General features: G+C 69.0%; 15 protein-coding genes and 1 tRNA gene. 7 read left to right on the top strand and 9 right to left on the bottom strand.

What is annotated here, in order from left to right; all coding sequences use genetic code 11:
* Window positions 1-147 precede the first annotated feature (147 nt).
* A complete protein-coding gene (locus ACWEKR_RS30465) occupies window positions 148-3,147 on the top strand; it encodes a UPF0182 family protein (protein WP_452357385.1) in 3,000 nt (999 codons plus the stop codon).
* Window positions 3,148-3,236: 89 nt separating this feature from the next.
* Here ACWEKR_RS30465 and ACWEKR_RS30470 read toward each other — a convergent pair whose 3' ends face one another.
* On the bottom strand, window positions 3,237-3,782 hold the full coding sequence (locus ACWEKR_RS30470; RefSeq protein ID WP_195086642.1) for a transglycosylase family protein: 546 nt from the start codon (window positions 3,780-3,782) through the stop codon (window positions 3,237-3,239).
* A 521-nt stretch (window positions 3,783-4,303) separates the two neighbouring features.
* Between ACWEKR_RS30470 and ACWEKR_RS30475 the strand changes: the two genes are divergently transcribed.
* Window positions 4,304-4,377, top strand: a tRNA-Met gene (locus tag ACWEKR_RS30475).
* Between the two features lie 123 nt (window positions 4,378-4,500).
* On the opposite strand, the gene ACWEKR_RS30480 is transcribed toward ACWEKR_RS30475, so the two are convergent.
* Genes ACWEKR_RS30480 through ACWEKR_RS30495 form a run of 4 tightly spaced genes read right to left on the bottom strand, consistent with a single transcriptional unit; the run spans window position 4,501 to window position 6,255 of the window.
* Complete coding sequence (locus tag ACWEKR_RS30480; protein ID WP_452357386.1) at window positions 4,501-4,830, bottom strand: ScnB; 330 nt, start codon at window positions 4,828-4,830, stop codon at window positions 4,501-4,503.
* Window positions 4,827-5,537: a thiocyanate hydrolase subunit gamma gene (scnC, locus tag ACWEKR_RS30485; protein WP_452357387.1), complete on the bottom strand. Its 711-nt coding sequence runs from the start codon at window positions 5,535-5,537 to the stop codon at window positions 4,827-4,829. The genes ACWEKR_RS30480 and scnC overlap by 4 nt, the downstream gene beginning before the upstream one ends.
* Complete coding sequence (locus ACWEKR_RS30490; protein WP_195086638.1) at window positions 5,534-5,833, bottom strand: SH3-like domain-containing protein; 300 nt, start codon at window positions 5,831-5,833, stop codon at window positions 5,534-5,536. The genes scnC and ACWEKR_RS30490 overlap by 4 nt, the downstream gene beginning before the upstream one ends.
* On the bottom strand, window positions 5,830-6,255 hold the full coding sequence (locus tag ACWEKR_RS30495; RefSeq protein WP_159848087.1) for an SH3-like domain-containing protein: 426 nt from the start codon (window positions 6,253-6,255) through the stop codon (window positions 5,830-5,832). Before ACWEKR_RS30495 ends, ACWEKR_RS30490 begins: the two co-directional genes overlap by 4 nt.
* Window positions 6,256-6,890: 635 nt before the next feature.
* Between ACWEKR_RS30495 and ACWEKR_RS30500 the strand changes: the two genes are divergently transcribed.
* Window positions 6,891-7,697, top strand: a complete 807-nt coding sequence (locus tag ACWEKR_RS30500) for a VOC family protein (RefSeq protein WP_195086634.1) — start codon at window positions 6,891-6,893, stop codon at window positions 7,695-7,697.
* A gap of 65 nt (window positions 7,698-7,762) precedes the next feature.
* Here ACWEKR_RS30500 and ACWEKR_RS30505 read toward each other — a convergent pair whose 3' ends face one another.
* Together ACWEKR_RS30505 and ACWEKR_RS30510 are read right to left on the bottom strand one after the other, a co-directional pair.
* On the bottom strand, window positions 7,763-8,434 hold the full coding sequence (locus ACWEKR_RS30505; protein ID WP_452357388.1) for a response regulator: 672 nt from the start codon (window positions 8,432-8,434) through the stop codon (window positions 7,763-7,765).
* The gene (locus tag ACWEKR_RS30510; protein ID WP_452357389.1) at window positions 8,431-9,588 is read right to left on the bottom strand and encodes a sensor histidine kinase; all 1,158 of its coding nucleotides are present in this window, start codon (window positions 9,586-9,588) and stop codon (window positions 8,431-8,433) included. The genes ACWEKR_RS30505 and ACWEKR_RS30510 overlap by 4 nt, the downstream gene beginning before the upstream one ends.
* A gap of 223 nt (window positions 9,589-9,811) precedes the next feature.
* Here ACWEKR_RS30510 and ACWEKR_RS30515 point away from each other — a divergent pair, with 223 nt between their 5' ends.
* The gene (locus ACWEKR_RS30515) at window positions 9,812-10,738 is read left to right on the top strand and encodes a sterol desaturase family protein (protein WP_452357390.1); all 927 of its coding nucleotides are present in this window, start codon (window positions 9,812-9,814) and stop codon (window positions 10,736-10,738) included.
* Window positions 10,739-10,920: 182 nt separating this feature from the next.
* Here the strand turns inward: ACWEKR_RS30515 and ACWEKR_RS30520 are convergent, their stop codons facing one another.
* Window positions 10,921-11,727, bottom strand: a complete 807-nt coding sequence (locus ACWEKR_RS30520; protein ID WP_452357391.1) for a nuclear transport factor 2 family protein — start codon at window positions 11,725-11,727, stop codon at window positions 10,921-10,923.
* A 296-nt stretch (window positions 11,728-12,023) separates the two neighbouring features.
* Here ACWEKR_RS30520 and ACWEKR_RS30525 point away from each other — a divergent pair, with 296 nt between their 5' ends.
* Entirely contained in the window at window positions 12,024-13,373 is a 1,350-nt protein-coding gene (locus ACWEKR_RS30525; protein ID WP_452357392.1) for a TIGR01777 family oxidoreductase, read from the top strand.
* Window positions 13,374-14,038: 665 nt separating this feature from the next.
* Here the strand turns inward: ACWEKR_RS30525 and ACWEKR_RS30530 are convergent.
* Entirely contained in the window at window positions 14,039-14,884 is an 846-nt protein-coding gene (locus tag ACWEKR_RS30530; RefSeq protein WP_452357393.1) for a MerR family transcriptional regulator, read from the bottom strand.
* Between the two features lie 524 nt (window positions 14,885-15,408).
* On the opposite strand from ACWEKR_RS30530, the gene ACWEKR_RS30535 reads away from it, so the two are divergent.
* Complete coding sequence (locus tag ACWEKR_RS30535) at window positions 15,409-16,032, top strand: lipocalin family protein (RefSeq protein WP_452357394.1); 624 nt, start codon at window positions 15,409-15,411, stop codon at window positions 16,030-16,032.
* A 125-nt stretch (window positions 16,033-16,157) separates the two neighbouring features.
* The gene (locus tag ACWEKR_RS30540) at window positions 16,158-17,483 is read left to right on the top strand and encodes a cryptochrome/photolyase family protein (protein ID WP_452357395.1); all 1,326 of its coding nucleotides are present in this window, start codon (window positions 16,158-16,160) and stop codon (window positions 17,481-17,483) included.
* Window positions 17,484-17,487 lie beyond the last annotated feature (4 nt).

The raw sequence follows: 17,487 nt of genomic DNA on the forward strand, positions 1-17,487 counted from the left end.
CGGCAAGCGCAACCCTGCCAGCTGCATGGTGTCCGATTTCCGTAGAGTGGGCCGGGACGGTCCGGAAGGACCACCCGCAACATCGGACTGCGGCGCATCGGCCGGGCGTATCGGTGCGAGCGTCGCCGGACCTTGGAGAGTGGCATCGTGGGCATGCGGCCCCCCACCGGCTTACCTTCGCTGTCCCGACGCAGCCGTGTGCTGCTGGTGGCGGCCATCGTCCTCGCGGCGTTGCTGCTGCTCGGGCCGCGGCTGACGGACGCCTACACGAATTGGCTATGGTTCGGCGAGGTCGGCTTCCGCAACGTGTACCTCACGGTGTTGCGCACCCGGGTGCTGTTGTTCCTGGTCGTGGCGGCCTTCGTCGGGCTGGTGGTCTGGCTGGCGTTGCTGCTGGCCTACCGCTCCAGGCCGGTGTTCGTACCGGTGGCGGGCCCGAACGATCCCATCGCGCGCTACCGCACCACGGTGATGAGCAGGCTGCGGCTGTTCGGCGTCGGCATCCCGGTGCTGCTCGGCCTGCTGTCGGGTCTGGTGGCGCAGTCGAACTGGGTGACGGTGCAGCTGTTCCTCAACGGCGGAACGTTCGGTGAGAAGGACCCGGAGTTCGGCCTCGACGTCGGGTTCTACGCCTTCGACCTGCCCTTCTACCGCATGGTGCTGAACTGGCTGTTCGTCGCGGTGGTCATCGCGTTCTTCGCCAGCCTGGTCACCCACTACGTCTTCGGCGGACTGCGCCTGACCGGCCGCGAGGGCACGCTCACCCGGGCCGCGCGGATCCAGCTGGCGCTGCTGGCCGGAACCTTCGTGCTGCTCAAGGCGATCGCGTACTGGTTCGACCGATACGAACTGCTCTCCAGCAGCCGCAAGGAACCCACCTTCACCGGCGGTTCGTTCACCGACATCAACGCGGTGCTGCCCGCCAAGCTCATCCTGCTGTCCATCGCGGTGATCTGCGCGCTGGCCTTCTTCGCCGGCATCGTGCTGCGCGATCTGCGCGTGCCCGCGATGGCCGCCGCGCTGCTGGTGCTGTCCTCGATCCTGGTCGGCGCGGTGTGGCCGCTGGTGGTCGAACAGTTCTCCGTGCGTCCCAACGCCGCGGACAAGGAGAGCGAGTACATCGAACGCAACATCGCCGCCACCAGGCAGGCGTTCGGCATCACCAACGACCGAATCGACTACAAGGACTACAAGGGCGAGAGCAGCAAGAGCCCGCTCGAGGTCCCGGTGGACGCCGCGACCATCGGCAACGCCAGGCTGCTCGACCCGAACATTCTCTCGCCCACCTTCACGCAGCTGCGCCAGCTGAAGAACTTCTACGGCTTCCCGGAGTCGCTGGACATCGACCGTTACAACCTCGACGGCGACGTGCAGGACTACATCGTCGCCGCCCGGGAGCTCTCGCCCGCTGCGCTGAGCGGCAACCAGACCGACTGGATCAACCGGCACACCGTGTACACCCACGGCAACGGCTTCGTCGCCGCCCCCGCCAACCGGGTGAACAAGCCGCCGTCGGACGATCCCAACGCCGCGGGCGGCAGCGGCGACGGCGGCTACCCGATCTTCATGGTGAGCGATCTGTTCACGCCCGCGGACAAGCAGCGGATCAAGGTGGACCAGCCGCGGGTGTACTTCGGGGAGCTGATCTCGCAGGCCAACCCGGACTACGCGATCGTCGGCGCGACGGACGGCCAGCGTCCGCGCGAGTACGACTCGGACGTCGCGCAGTACACCTACACCGGTGAGGGCGGCGTGCCGATCGGCAACTGGTTCAACCGCCTCGCCTTCGCGGCCAAGTACGCCGAGCGCAACATCCTGTTCTCCTCCGCCATCGGCGAGGACTCGAAGATCATCTTCAACCGCAGTCCGCGCGAACGGGTGCAGAAGGTCGCGCCCTGGCTGACCACCGACGGGAACGCCTATCCCGCGGTCGTCGGCGGACGGATCGTCTGGATCGTGGACGCCTACACCACGCTGGACAATTACCCGTACGCGCAGACCACCTCGCTGGAGGGGGCGCTGGAGGACAGCATCGACAAGAAGACCGGGCGGTTGCTGCCGCGCAAGGAGGTCAGCTACATCCGTAACTCGGTGAAAGCGACGGTCGACGCCTATGACGGCAGCGTCACGCTCTACGAGGTGGACTCGTCGGACCCGGTGCTGAAGGCCTGGCGCGGGGTGTTCCCGGGCGCGGTGAAGCCGGAGAGCGAGATCTCGCCGGAACTGCGGGCGCACTTCCGCTACCCCGAGGATCTGTTCAAGGTGCAGCGCGAGATGTTGTCGAAGTATCACGTGGACGATCCCCGGGAGTTCTTCACCAACAACGCCTTCTGGTCGGTGCCCGCGGATCCGACCACCGAGGGCGGCACCACCGCCAACCAGCCGCCGTATTACGTGCTGCTCGGCGACCCGAAAACGAACAAGCCGACGTTCAATCTGACCAGCGCGATGACCGGCTACAACCGGCCTTATCTCGCCGCCTATATCTCGGTGCGTTCCGACCCGGACGGATACGGCAAATTCACGATTCTCCGGTTGCCCACGGACACACAGACATTGGGTCCGCAGCAGACGCAGAACCGGATGACGACGTCGCCGGAGGTGTCCCGCGAGAAAACGTTGCTGTCGAATTCGAACAAGATCAAATATGGCAATTTGCTGACCTTGCCGGTCGCCGACGGTGGCATTCTCTATGTGGAACCGTTCTACAACGAGCGCAACACCGGGCCGAACACGGCGACTTTCCCGCAGCTGCTGCGGGTGCTGGTGAGCTATCGGGACGAGGCGGGGAATGTCAAGGTGGGCTACGCCTCGACCTTGACCGACGCGCTGAACCAGGTCATCCCGGGCGCGGGCACGTTGGCGACGCCGTTCGGCGGTGACTCGGGGACCAGGCCGAAGCCGGGGACCGCTCCGGCGCCCGCCGACGGCAACAACGGGACCGGCGCCGCAGCGACCCCGCCGACCGCGTCGGTGCCGCCGCCCGCGCCGGGATCGTCCTCGGCCAAGGACGCCGCGGCGGCCGAGCTCGATCGCAAGATCGAGAACGTGCGAAACGCCATGCGCAGCGGGAACTTCCAGGACTTCGGCCGGGCGCTGGACGAGCTGGAAGCCGCCGTCAAGGCGTATCAGGACGCGGGTCGCTGACCGGCGACGCCGGTCGGAGAGGCACTCGGACGAAGAACGCCGCCATCGTGACGATGGCGGCGTTCTTCGGGTTCGTGACGCGGGAGACGTCAGCGACCGAGCGAGTCGATCAGCGCGCTGTTGCGGCTGAGGATCTGCTGGAGCTGGTCCTGCACGCCGTACTGCTCGGCGAGCTCGGACGCGGCGGACTCGGCCTGCTCGATCACCGACTGCGCGGCGCTCACGGCGGGCTGGGCGGGTTCGGGCACGGCGGGGAGCTCCTCCGCCTCGACGAGCGGCTCGGGCGAGGAGGTGCCCGCGCGCAGGTACTTGCCGCAGGACGGCCAGGCGCCGGGGCCCTGGGTGGCGAGCACGTTCTCCGCCACGCGGATCTGCTCTTCCTTGCTCGCGGTGTGGGCCGAGCCCTTGCCGCCGTTGGCCGCCCAGGTGCTCTGCGAGAACTGCAGGCCGCCGTAGTAGCCGTTTCCGGTGTTGATCCCCCAGTTGCCACCGCTCTCGCACTGCGCGACGCCGTCCCAGTCGTGGGTCGCCGCGGAGGCGGAAGCGGTGGAGAATGCGAACGGGACGGCAACAAGTGCGCCGGTGATGGCGGCGAAGCCGAGGGCGCGGGTGCTGATCTTCCGGTTCTCAGTCATGGTCGTTTCCCTCCCTGCGCCCGCCGGCACGGCGACGAATCACTGCCGTGTCCCTGTCCCCAGGTCGTCGGGGATCCTCGAACCGCGGGACAGGGTCACCGGTGTTCGGCGGTTCGAGTTCGAGCCCGTCTCGGATGATCCGGGCCGTGGAGTGACGGTAACGAAGAAATCTCAGCAGATCACATCTGGATAACGCCGGAATTGCATGAAGCGAATAACCCGAATATCCCCGTTTTTCCAGGTGGGAAACGCCATCAACACGCTCGGGCACCAGTGCGTTATCGCATCGTTATGTGGGTGAGATCACTGCGATATAGTGAAGTAGATCACGTTTGAAGTGGTTGAACGGTGGCAAATCTTGCGGCCGCGGCGTAGGAATGCGCTTGTGGTGGTTGAGTGTTTCCGAGAAGTCGGCGCTGGCTCGTGTTCGGCGTTCGGTGGCCTGTTCACCTTCTCGAAACCGCGCCTGAGCAGGCGATTTGCAGTCTGCGCGAACGCGTGTGTAATGTTGTGTTCACCGACGCGGGGTGGAGCAGCTCGGTAGCTCGCTGGGCTCATAACCCAGAGGTCGCAGGTTCAAATCCTGTCCCCGCTACTAGCGAAGCGGCCCGGAACCACCAGGTTCCGGGCCGTTTCGTTCGGGTCGATGCTCCAGTTGTTTGCCTATCAAGGCGTCGGCCGACGCGCGGCTCCGACCGGCGGACGGTCCCGGGGGAAGCTATGGCCTGTGCAGGCGCTCCCGTACGGCGTCCATGCGGGCGCGGAGTTCCTCCGGCGTGATCACGCCCCGTTCCATCAGCGTGTGCGCGGTGACGACCACCGAGCGACTGCGTACCGGGAATTCGTGATAGATCGTCTCGCCCAGCGCGTCCTCGGCGTGACGACGTTCCAGGTTGTCCAAGGCCCCGCGCCAGGAGAGGCATTCGCAGGTGGCCTGCATGCTCGACTCCCACGGGTCGGGCGCGCGATCGAGCTCGGGCAGCGCACTCTCCCGGCGCGCCGCGGGATCCAAGGCGCTCAGCAGGACTTCGTACGGACCACTTGTCACCGGCGCCCCTCCTTCCTCGTTGCGGACTCGACTCGGTTCGGTGGCTGCTGCGCGGTCCAGTCGACCTGGGGCAGCGCCACGCCGATCATGGTGTCCCGGGTGACGATGGCGGCCAGCTGCTCCTCGGACCAGCCCTCGGTGCCCTCGGGACGCATCGGCAGCACCATGAACCGGGACTTCTGGTTCGAGTCGTGCACCCGGACCTCCACGTCGGGCGGGAAATGCAAGCCGAATTCGGCGAGTACCTCGCGGGGCCTGCGCACGAGGCGGCGACGGTAGTTGGGCGTGCGATACCAATCCGGGGACATACCCAGCACGGGGCGCGGATAGCACGAGCACAGCGTGCACACGATGACGTTGTGCACCTGCGGCGTGTTCTCCAGTACGTAGAAGTAGGTGTAGTCGCTCGGCGTCCCGGATCCGGTCGGATCGCGCCAGTCGATGCCGACCTCCTTGCACGTCTCGGTCCCGTCGGCGAGCAGGCGCGCCTTGAACTCGGGGTCGGTCCATGCCTTGGCCACGAGTTTCGATCCGCCGTGCGGCCCGACCGATTCGGCCCACTCGCTGAACCGGCGGTGGTCTTCCTGCGAGAAGAGACCCTTCTCGATGGCGAGTTCCCGGACCGCCGTCTCGAGCACTTCGAACTCGCTGATCTCCTCGCTCGTCCGGATCGGCGCGTGCGCGTCGTGATCGTGGGTCCGGCTCACTGGGCATCCTCCTCCGCGGGCTCGAGCCAGCGCTCGGAGACCTCCGTCTCCAGGGTGTCGACGTCGAAGCCGGTGTATGTAGGCCACAAATCCTTCTGGCGGAATCGCACGACATAGAACGGTTCGACGCGACCGTCCTCGCGTCCCCACGCCTCGTCCTCCGGGATGATCCACTCCGGGCGGTGCTCGACGACGACGCCGGTGTGTCCCCGGGTGTAGGCCTGGGTGCGGGTGTGGAACATCGACGTGGCGTCGCGGACCCGCACCCGATCGCCGATTCGGTACTTCCTGCTCATGCGCGCGCCTCCATCCGGGCGCGTACTTCGTCCAGCTTGGCCGACAGCTCATCGGGGGTGATCAGCCCCTTGGCGATCAAGGTCTTCGCCGCGACGGTCGCCCAGCGCGCGTAGTAGGGGAGACCGAAGTACAACGTCGCGCCCAGGTCGTTCTCCGCTCGCCTGCGTTCTTCGGAGTTCCACACGCCGCGCCAGCCGAGGCATTCGCAGGTGACGTAAGTGCGCATCTCCCAGGGCTCTTCCTCCTTCTCCCGGTAATCGACCGGGATGTCCGGCTGTCCGCCCACGTCGTGCAGCACGTGCCGGAGGGCGGCGAACAATTCGTTGGAGATCTCGTAGGGCGAGTCCAGCGGCTCGCGGAAGACCGGTGCGAGGTCCGCGACGCGATGCTGCAGCTCGTCGAATCGGTTCGGTGCGCTCATGATGTCTCCGAAGTGACGGATCCGGTGTCCCCGGCGCGGCGTTCACGGCGGGTATCTGCGCACGCGCCGCCACTCGTCGATGCGGGAGTGGGAGCGAGCGCCATGGGGACTCCAACGGGACGGCCGGCCCGGCCATCGGGCAGGCGAATGCAGTCAGGCAGGGGGTGTGACCCCAGTCACAATCGCATGGTTCGAGAGCCAAGAGTACACGTCAAGATCGATTTGCTGAAGGATGCCTGGAGCGTGGGGGTGACCGCGCGCGTCGTCTCGGATCAGGCTCTTGACTAGCCGGAAATGTGGAGGAGACTAGTCATTACACCGGAACACCGGTAGGTGAGCGCACTGTCAGCTGAGACGTCGGCAGGCAGTGAAGACAACCGACCCAGGATCCGGCTAGGCCCCCGGCAAGCCAGCCGAAACACCGGAGCACTCAGCGACGACTGAGACTCACGGTTTCGACGAGACTACCGGGGACTGATCTGTGTAGGGGGTTTTTCACCTGGGTTCCAGGCTTGTGAGCGCGACACGGCGCTCCGGCCGAATCGACTCACTCCAACGGAATGCTGATGGTTGACTAGCCGTGTGCCGGCTGTCTCGGCCCGCACATCGGCAACCCGTGTCAGGAGGCACCCGCAATGCCCACTCATGACGGAAGCTGGCCGCAGGGAACGCCGTGCTGGGTCGACTGCCAGGTCGACGACCCGGGGCGCGCCCGCGAATTCTACGGCGCTCTCTTCGGCTGGCAGATCGAGGACAGCCCGCCCGAGGCTGGGGGATATCTGATGGCGATGCGCAACGGCCGCGCGGCCGCGGGCATCGGACCCAAACCGGAAGGCATGCCGATGCCGTCGGTGTGGACCACCTACTTCGCCGCCGACAGCGCCGACGCCGTCGCGCAGAAGGTCGCCGCCGCGGGCGGCTCGCTGATGATGCAACCGTTCGACGTGCTCGACGTCGGCCGCATGGTCGTCGGCGCCGATCCCACCGGCGCGGTCTTCGGGATCTGGGAGGCCAAGGCCCACGCGGGCGCGGGCATCTACAACGAGCACGGCGCCTACTGCTGGAACGAGCTGCACACCAGCGACTACAAGCAGGCGCAGCAGTTCTACGCCGACGTGTTCGGCTGGCACTACACCGAGATCGGCGACGGCGAGCACTTCGTGTACTCCACGTTCAGCCTGACGCAGGACGGCGACGCCGTCGGCGGCGTGAACGACTCGACGAAGATGCCGGGCGACAACCCGTCGTATTGGCTGGCCTGGTTCCAGGTCGACAACACCGACGACGCGCTCGCCAGGGCGCGTGATCTCGGCGCCACCGTCATGTCGGGACCCGACGACAGCCCCTTCGGCCGCATGGGCATCGTCCAGGGACCGCAGGGTGAGGTCTTCGGCATCATCGATCCGACGACGACGGTCGGGGAACCGCCGACCGGCGGGTGAGCCGTGCGCGGCGACAACCGGGCCACCGCGCTCGGTTGTCGCCGCCACGTGAGCGGGATGGCGGGTCAGTCGGAGCGCGCCGATTCCGGCGAGACCAGGCCGTGCTGATGGGCGTAGACGACGGCGTGGATGCGATCGCGAACGCCGAGTTTGGCGAGGATGCGGGAGACGTGCGTCTTGACCGTCTCCTCGCCGACACCCAGCTGCGCGGCGATCTCGGCGTTGCTGCGCGCGTCGGCCAGCAGGAGCAGTACCTCCAGTTCGCGGGCGGTGAGCTGCTGGACTTCCGGCGGGGTGCGCGGGGGCGCGAGTGTGCTCGCGAAGCGGGAGACCAGGCGGCGGGTCATCGACGGGTCGATCAGCGCGTCGCCGCGGGCCGCGATCCGGATCGCCGTGACGAGTTCTTCGGGCGGCAGGCTCTTCAGCAGGAACCCGCTGGCGCCCGCCTGTAAGGCGCGATACAGGTTGGCGTCGCTGTCATAGGTCGTGAGCACCAGGACGTGCGTGCCGCCGGCGGCGACGATCGCGGCGGTGGCGGCCAAGCCGTCGAGTTTCGGCATGCGGACGTCGAGGATCGCGACATCCGGTCGCAGCCGGGCGGTCTCGGTGATCGCGGCCCGGCCGTCGCTCACCTCGGCGACGCAATCCAGGTCCGGCTGGCTGTCCACGACGGCGCGCAGGCCGGAGCGGAACATGCTGTGGTCGTCGGCGATCAGGACGCGGATGGGCGGGTTCACGATCCTCCGATCGGCACGGACACCGTGGTGTGCCAGTGCGTGGCGTCGCGGCCGTAGTCCAGTGCGCCGTCGAACAGCTCGGCGCGGCGACGAATTCCGTGCAGGCCGCGCTGGATCGAGGGGTCGGCGGTGACCGGTTCACGGGGGAGGGGGTTCGTTGCGCGCAGCACCACTCGCTTCGGCAGGTACTCCACGTCCAGGCGGGCGTGCGTGCCGTCGCCGTGGCGCAACGCGTTGGTCAGCATCTCCTGCACGATGCGGTACAGGGTGAGATTCAACGAGTCCGGCAGTGTGACGGCGTCGCCGCGCACGCTCGTCTCGACCCGCAGCCCGGCCGCGCGGACGTGCTCGATCAGCCCGTCGATGTCGGCCAGCCCCGGCTGACGCTGCCCCTCGTCCTCCCGCCCGTGCAACAAGTCGAGCTGGCGGCGCAGATCGACCATCGCGGCCCTGCTGCTGGATTCCACCGCCGACAGCGATCGGGCGGCGGCCGCGTTCGCCGTTCCGCCCAGAGCCAGCCGCGCCGCACCGGCGTGAATGCCGATCGCGCTGACGTGATGGGAGATCACGTCGTGCAGGTCGCGGGCGATGGCCGCCCGTTCCTCGGTGACCGCGCGCTCCAACGCGGTCCGGTGCTCCTGCTGCCGCAATCGGGCCCGCTGCTCCAGATCGGCGATGTAGGCGCCCCGCGCCGCGGTGTAGCGGCCGACGAGCCACGGGACGCAGCCCGCGGAGACGGTCGCGGCCAGCAACAGCCGCCAGTCCTGGGCCGCGGCGCTGTCGGTGACCAGGTGCGCCCCGGCGACTCCTGCGCACAGCGACAACATGGTCAGCACGGAACTCGGTCCGGCCAGCCACGCGCCCGCGCGATATCCGGCCACCAGGAACCCCACGTCGGCGAACCGCACCGGGAACCCGTGCCGATACAGCAGCAGCGCGGCCAGCAGTCGCACGAGCACTTGCACCACCGCGACCACCCCCGCCGTCCGGGGTGGGGCGGCCAGGGCGAGATCGGCGGCGACGATGGCCGTGACAGCGGCGACCGTCTGCCACGGCGCCACCGCGAAGACGCCGCACAGACCCAGCACCACCGCGTCGATGACGGCCGCCACCACCGCGACCACCACCGACTGGCGGGCCAGTGATCTGCTCACGTCCAACAGTTCGTCACCGCCTCCGTCCGGTTCCGGTGCCGGGCCCCGGGGCGATCCTAATCATCCGGCCGACCGGAGACGCCGCACGAACGGCAACTCTGCCCGCGCGCCTGCGCGCTCGCGTCCCCCGCGCGGGGGACCCGAAGTCCCTCGTCGGCGCGATGTTTCCCGAGGCCCGGGCACGTAGCGTCCAAGGTGGAGGCCAGAGGAAGAAGGAGAACCCATGGGTCGTGTGGAGTTCGAGTTGCTGACCTACGCCATTCCGGCGTTCGCGGTGCTCATGCTGGTGGAGTGGATCGCCTACCGGCGCGATCCCGACCGGTCCGGCAACGGCGGATCGGTCCGCGACACCGCTTCCAACGTGACGACGTTCACGGTGGGCAGGCTGGTCAAGCCGCTGATGCAGCATCTGGTGCCGTTCTCGGCCGTAGTCGTGGCCGCCGCGATCACGCCGCTGCACCTGTCGCCGCGATCCTGGTGGGTCTGGGTGCTCGGCTTGATCGTCACGGATCTGTGCTACTACTGGGCGCACCGCGCCGACCATCGGGTCCGCCTGATGTGGACTGCGCACAACGTGCACCACTCCAGTGAGCACTTCAACCTCTCCACCGCGCTTCGCCTCTCCTGGCTGCACCCGATCCCGAACATCCTGCGCGGGCTGGCGTGGGTGCCCGCGGCGCTGCTGGGTTTCCCCGCTTGGATGATCTTCTTGTTGCAGGGCATCGGGCTGCTGTATCAGTTCCCGATCCACACTCAGCGCGTCCAGACGCTTCCGCGTCCGATCGAGTTCCTGTTCAACACGCCCTCGCACCACCGTGTCCACCACGGGTCGAACCAGCCCTACATCGACAAGAACTACGGCGGCATCTTCATCATCTGGGACCGTCTGTTCGGCAGCTTCGCCGCCGAATCCGAACCGGTCCGCTACGGCCTCACCAAGAACATCGGCACCGACAACCCGCTGAAGATCAACTATCACGAGTTGGCGGCGCTGATCCGCGACGTGCGCGGCGCGAGCACCTGGCGGGGGCGGCTCGGATACATCTTCGGCCCGCCCGGCTGGACCGAGCATGCCGTGCCGGTGTCCGCGCCGGTCGAAGATCCGGTGTCCGACCGGGCCAGGGAACACGCCGGACAGCTCGCGTCGTGACCGGGTGCGGAGCCCGTTCACCGAGCTGAGCTTGCCTTCAGTTCCGGTAGCCGGGTGCTGCGGTGCATCCGGCTACCGGCGCGCGTACTCCGAGGCGCGCAACCGCGACGGTCCGAGTAGGCGATCACGAGGGCAGGCATCGGCCGCCCGCGGCGACCCCCGGGGGGGGCGATCCGCCCGGGTCAGTCGCCGTCGAGATAGAACGTCACGCGCGCGATGCCTTCCCCGCTGGTCGCGAACTCCACGACCGCGACTCCGCTTACCGCGCCGAGCCGGACACTCGCCGTGACGGTGTGGCCGGCGGCGATCACCTTGCTCCAGCGCATGTTGCGTACCCGATTGGTGAACTCCTCCACCGACACCGGCGTGCCCGCGGGCAATTCGATCTCGGCCCGAGATCCGAGCAGCTCGCGCACCCGGCTCAGATCGGTGCTCGCAGCGGCGGCGAAAAGCCCTGTCGTGGTGCGTTTTCCGCGACGTCCCACGCCACCGAGCGCCTGCATCATGCCCAGCGCCCCGCCGACGCCCTGGTTGACGAGCAGTTGCGGCCCCAGCTTCAGCGCCGCGGCGAGCCCGGGCAGACCGGTGCGCAGCAGTTGCCAGATCATGCCCGCCAGTTCCCAATGCGCGGCGAGTGAGGCGATCTTCCATACGCCGTCCTGCTCGACCAGCCGATAGCGCAGGTGCATGGGGACGAGAACGGTGGCGCCGGTCGACATCGTGGTGACGACGGTCAGATCGCGCAGCACCGTCGGCGGATGGACCAGATCGCGATCGACCCGGAACGCGATGGTGTTCGGCCCGATGAAGGTGTCGTAGAACCGCGCTATGGCGGTGCGCCCCACGTGCGGGCGGGACCCCACCGGGTCGTTGACCTCCGCCCCCGGGGCGAACAGGCCCACCCACGCGGACTTGTCGTGCGCCGCGACCGCGCGCGGTGACGCCTCGACGGCCGTCAGCAGCGCTGCGGCCGAGGGATCCAGCGGCATGATGACACAACCTCCGTAGACGCGAGCCGGACTGGACACATGGTAGAACAAGTTCTAATTTGGGCGTCGCGTTCCGGTGTCCCGCCGGTCGCATCCGTAGGACGAAGGGAACTCGATGGACCGCGGCTGGTTCTTCCCGCTGTCCATCCGGGATCCCCGTCGATTGCCCATCGATCGAGTCATCGGTTTGCATCGGACGTGCTAGTAGTCGGCGGATACCTGGATTTTCGAAAACCGCGTGCCATGTAACGATGCAGGAACGCTGCATGGGGTCGGTTTCGGGCTAGAGTCGGGTCATGGGTATCGAGTACGCGAGCGTTATCGATCTACCCCGGTCCGAGGTGTTCGCCTGGCACGGTCGCCCCGGCGCGCTGACCCGCCTGGCGCCGCCATGGCAGCCCGTGTCGCCGCGCGCCGAATCGGACTCGCTCTGCGACGGGCAGGCCGTGCTCGGACTGCCCGGTGGCCTGCGCTGGGTGGCGCGACACGACCCGGGTGAGTACGACCCGCCGCGCCGGTTCGTGGACGCGGTCACCGTCGACGGAATCGGCTCGCTGCCGGCCGGACTGCTGCCCTGGCGGCACACCCACGATTTCGAGGTCGTCGACGAGACGCGTACGCGGGTGGTGGACCGGGTGGACGCGCCGGTTCCCGCCACCGTGCTGCGCCCCATGTTCGCCTACCGTCACCGACAGCTCGCCGACGATCTCGCGGCGCATGCGCGGGCGGTCGAGGAGGGCTTCGTGTCCAGGACCATCGCGATGACGGGAGCGTCCGGCCTGGTCGGTTCGGCGCTGACCGCGTTCCTGTCCACCGGCGGGCACCGCGTCGTTCGGCTGGTCCGGCACACGCCGCGCGCCGCCGACGAAAGGTTGTGGGACACCGCCGACCCCGCGCCGGACCTGCTGGACGGTGTGGACGCCGTGGTGCATCTGGCGGGGGCCTCCATCGCGGGCCGGTTCACCGAGGGGCACAAGCGTGCGATCGCGGGCAGCCGGATCGGTCCGACTCGGAAACTCGCCGAGGTCGCGGCCCGCGCGGCGGTGCCGGTCTTCGTGAGTGCCTCCGCGATCGGTTACTACGGCGCCGATCGCGGCGACGAGGCGCTGACCGAGCGATCGGTGCGCGGGGCGGGTTTCCTTGCCGACGTGGTCGAGGAGTGGGAGGACGCGACGGCTCCCGCCGCCGAAGCCGGTGTGCGGGTGGTGCGCGTGCGTACCGGCATCGTGCAGTCCCCGCGCGGCGGCACCCTGCAGCTGTTGCGTCCGCTGTTCACCGCCGGGCTCGGCGGGCGCATCGGCAACGGCAGGCAATGGCTGTCGTGGATCGGGATCGATGACCTGATCGACATCTATCACCGGGCGCTCTGGGACGCGGAACTGTCCGGTGCGGTCAATGCTGTTGCCCCGCAACCCGTGCGGAACGCGGAGTACACCAAAATCCTCGCGCGTGTGCTGCACCGGCCCGCCCTGTTCCCGGTGCCCGGGTTCGGTCCCGCTCTGCTACTGGGCCGCGAAGGCAATCGTGAAGTGGCGTCCGCGAGCCAGCGCGTCATCCCCGCGCGGCTGGCAGAGGCCGGGCACCACTTCCGGGCCCCGGCCCTGGAACCGGCGCTGCGACATCTGCTCGGCAGGCTCGCGGACTGAGGTCGGGGATGGCGCCGGGCTCCTGACGGAATGGATGTTCTCGATCTGGCGGGTGTACTAGATCGATCGACGCCATCCGGCAGTTCGTGCCCGCGTCGCAGCAATCCGACTGCGCTGTCCACCTTGCGGCTGGGTCTCGGAAGAGTCTCCCGACATGAGCAGTGGCTGTTGAATCGGGTGTGAGCAACAGACGGCTTGCGCCGGATGAGTGGAGCGCAACCGAGTCGGGCGACTGATCGGTGCGTCGTACGACCGCTGAGGGTGCGGGCGAGGTGTGTGGAGCGCTCACCCGGGTGCCCAGTGGGGCGCGTCGGCACGCTGGTCCGATCGCCACTGTGGTTGCCGGCGGTGCGGGCGAGGTGTGTGTGGAGCGCTCCGCCGGTGACCGGTGTGGGGTGCCTCCGCGCGAGGTCCCTCTCCTCTGTGGTTGCTGACGCGCCGATGTCGGATTCCAGGTCGCATCGATGCTGCATCGATGATCGTTGGGCAGGGGCCTTGGCGGCCGAGTGCTGCGCGCGCGGGCAGCGCGTGCGGGAGAGGGGTTTCGCCAGGTACCTCCGCTGGGTTCGGGGAATGATCCGAGCCGGCGGTCGCCGGGAGAAGCCAGGGCCGATGCAGGATTGCGTGGTGTCCGTCGATGAATCGGTTCGGCGGGAGCACGCGGATCAGGCGAGCCGGTCGGCGGCGTCGACCAGGCTCTCGACGCGTTCCACGCCCTCGGGGAGGAAGACCGCCTCCCATCCCGGGCCGCCGACCAGCACGCGAGCGCCCGCGCCGAGGCACGCGCGCACCGCGGAGGTCAACGCCGTGGACTCCTGCTGCGACCACAGCAGGACGGCGGCGGGGCGGTCGAACCGGGCTAGGGTGTCGGCGAGCGCTGCGGCGGGCACGTCGGCGCCCAGCATCCGGGCTCCGGCGCCGCGTTCGGCGAGTGCCGCGCGCAGCACCTCCAGCGGCAGTGAATGCGTCTCCCCGCTGGTGCAGGCGAGCACCACCGGCGCCGCGCCGTCCGGGACCGACGGCGGGTTCGTCCGGTGCAGCACCGAGATGACGCACCAGGAAAGCAAGTGCTCCACATCGATGCATCCCTCGCCGCCGAGCTGCCGATCGACGATGTCGGCGAAAGCGGGGCGGCACAGCAGATTCCAGGTGTCCACCACGCCGAACGCGCGGACGTGCGCTTCGATCTGGTTCGACACCGCGGTGGTGTCCAGCGCGAAGGCCGCGGCCAGCAGCGCTTCCCGGCGGCCGAGCGTGGGCGCGGGCCCGCGCACCGCCGCCGCCGCGCCCGCCGGGCTCGCGCCCGCGCGGATCAGCGCCAGCATTCGTTCGAGCATGGCGATGTCGGCCTGGGTGTACAGGCGGTGCTGACCTGGGCGGTGCTGCGGGGGGCCGATGTCGTAGCGGCGGTTCCAGCTGCGCAGCGTCGCGGTCGGGATACCGAGACGCTCGGCGACCGCGCGCACCGTGTATCCGGCCGCGTCGGACACGGGGACGGGACCGGCGGGCATCGCCCCATTCTGCCCGCCGCCGCCGACGGGATCCGCTCCACCCGGCTGATCGGTGGGTCCGTGCGGTGGCAGCACGTCACCGTCGGCTTCGCGCCGGGGTCGTTCGGGCGGGTCGACCGGGCGGTATGAGCCCGGACGCGTGCACGTCGGCCGCCGCCGTCCGGGAGGGGTGACCAGCGGCGGCGGTCCGCCCCGCTGCCCTGGCAGTGAGCGATCAGCCGGCCGGGCGGCATCTCGCGGTGCGGCGGTCAGGACCTGCACCCACCGCCACGGCTTCTCGCGGCTGTGGGCTCATCGGTGCGGGTTTCGAAGAGCGTGATGGTGTGGCCGTGCCGCGATTCGTGCGCCCGGACGCGCGGACAGGTTCCCCGAGTGGCTGCGAACCCGTGTCCAGCAGGCGCCCCGGCCCTCGATGCTCGGCGCCGTCCTCCGCGGCATCGTTCCTCCGGAAAGAGTAGAGTTGCATCAATTGTGCATCGTTCTATGCTAGTGTGGTCAGCATCGCCGATTTCCGAGGAGTTAGCGTGCACCGTCGCAATCTGCTGCGTACGTCCACCCGCCTGCTCGCCGGGGTGGTGTCGGCGCTGTCGGCGACCGCTCTGGCGGCGGGTGGCGCCTCCGCGGTTCCGAACCCGCTCGCGGGGCCCGCGCCGGTGCCGCGCCTGGAGCTGGAGCGGTACCTGGGGACGTGGCGTCAGCTCGCCGCCGTCCCGCAGTACTTCAACCTCGCCTGCGCGCGAGATACCCAGGCGAACTACGCCCTCGATGCGGCGGGCAACATCGCGGTGCGCAACACCTGCACCACATGGACCGGCACGCAGAACGAGATCAACGGGACCGCGACGGTCAACGACCGGGAGACCGGTGCGCAGTTGCACGTGAGCTTCCCCGGCGTGCCGACCCAGGATCGTCTGGAGGGGCCGACCAACTACATCGTCACGGCGCTCGGCCCGGACTATTCGTGGGCGGTCGTCACCGACCCGAGCCGGATATCCGGATTCGTCCTGGCACGCGCCGCGTCACTGGACGCGGAAGCCTGGCAGCAGGTGCGCGCGGCGATCGTCTCCGCGGGCCAGAACCCGTGCCTGTACCTGACCTCGCCGACGACCGGCGGTGACTCGCGCATCGTCCCGCTGTGCGCGGCGTGATCCGGCATGTTCGGAGCTCGTGAGGGCCGCGTCGGCGGCGGTGGGGCTGAGCCGCCCGACGCCGCGCCGGCGCGACCCTCACGGGCGCCGAGCACGACCGCGCTCGTCCGACAAGGAGCCTCGCGATGACCGTCACGATCGCGCTGTTCACCCGCGACCTGCGGGTGCGGGACAACCCCGTGCTGACCGCCGCACACCGGGAAGGCGCCGCGGTGGTGCCGTTGTTCGTGCTCGACGACGCTGTCCTCGCCGGCCGCTTCGCCGCGCCGAACCGTGCGCGGTTCCTCGTCGCCGCCCTCGCCGAACTCGACGACGAACTGCGCGCCCTCGGCGGTGGCCTGGTCCTGCGCCGCGGTGACGTGGCCGCGGAGGTCGACCGCGTGGCCGCTGCGGTGCACGCCGAAAGCATCCATGTCGCCGCCGATGTCAGCGGCTACAGCCGCAGGCGCGAACGGGCGCTGCGGGAGCTTCTCGCGCGGCGCGACTGCCTGCTGTACACCCATCCCGCCACCGTCACCGCCGCCGATCCGGCCACGCTGCTGCCCGCGACGGGGCGTGACCATTTCGCGGTCTTCAGCCCGTATTTCCGGCGCTGGTCCGACGCGCCGCTGCGCAAGCCGCTGGGCAAACCGAGCAGCCTCACGGTGCCGCGGGTGCCGAGCCTGCCGCTGCCGGACGCGGACGAGCTGTGCCCGGGACCGACGTCGCCGCAGCTTGCCGTCGGCGGTGAGACGACCGGGCGAAAGATCGTGCGTGATTGGCTGTCCGGGCCGGTCGAGCACTACGCGCGCGACAACGACGACCTCGCCGCCGACGACACCTCGCGGCTGTCGCCGTATCTGCACTTCGGCTGCGTGTCGCCGGTGGAGCTGGTGCACCGGGTCGACATGTCCACCGCCGGCGGGCACGCGTTCGCCCGTCAGCTGGCCTGGCGCGACTTCCACCACCAGTTGCTGGCCGCCCGCCCGTCGGCGGCCTGGTCGGACTACCGCCCCCGCTCGGTTCGCCGACGCGACGACGAGCAGGCCGTCGACGCCTGGCGCGAAGGTCGCACGGGGCATCCGATCGTGGACGCCGGGATGCGGCAACTGCGCGCGGAGGGGTGGATGCACAACCGGGCGCGGCTGATCACGGCAAGCTTCCTGACCAAGTCGCTGCGCGTCGACTGGCGGGTGGGGGCGGAACACTTCTTGCGCTGGCTGGTGGACGGCGACCTGGCGAACAACCAGCTGAACTGGCAGTGGGTGGCGGGTACGGGGACCGACACCAGGCCGAATCGGGTGCTCAACCCGCTGCGTCAAGCGCAGCGTTACGACCCGGACGGCGAGTACGTCCGGCGTTGGGTTCCCGAGCTGGCGCACCTGCCCGGTGGACGTATCCACCGGCCGTGGCGTGAACACGTCGATCCGGCGGACTATCCGGCGCCGATCATCGACTTCGCCGGGATGTAGCGGG

It is taken from the genome of Nocardia sp. NPDC004573, assembly GCF_053602135.1.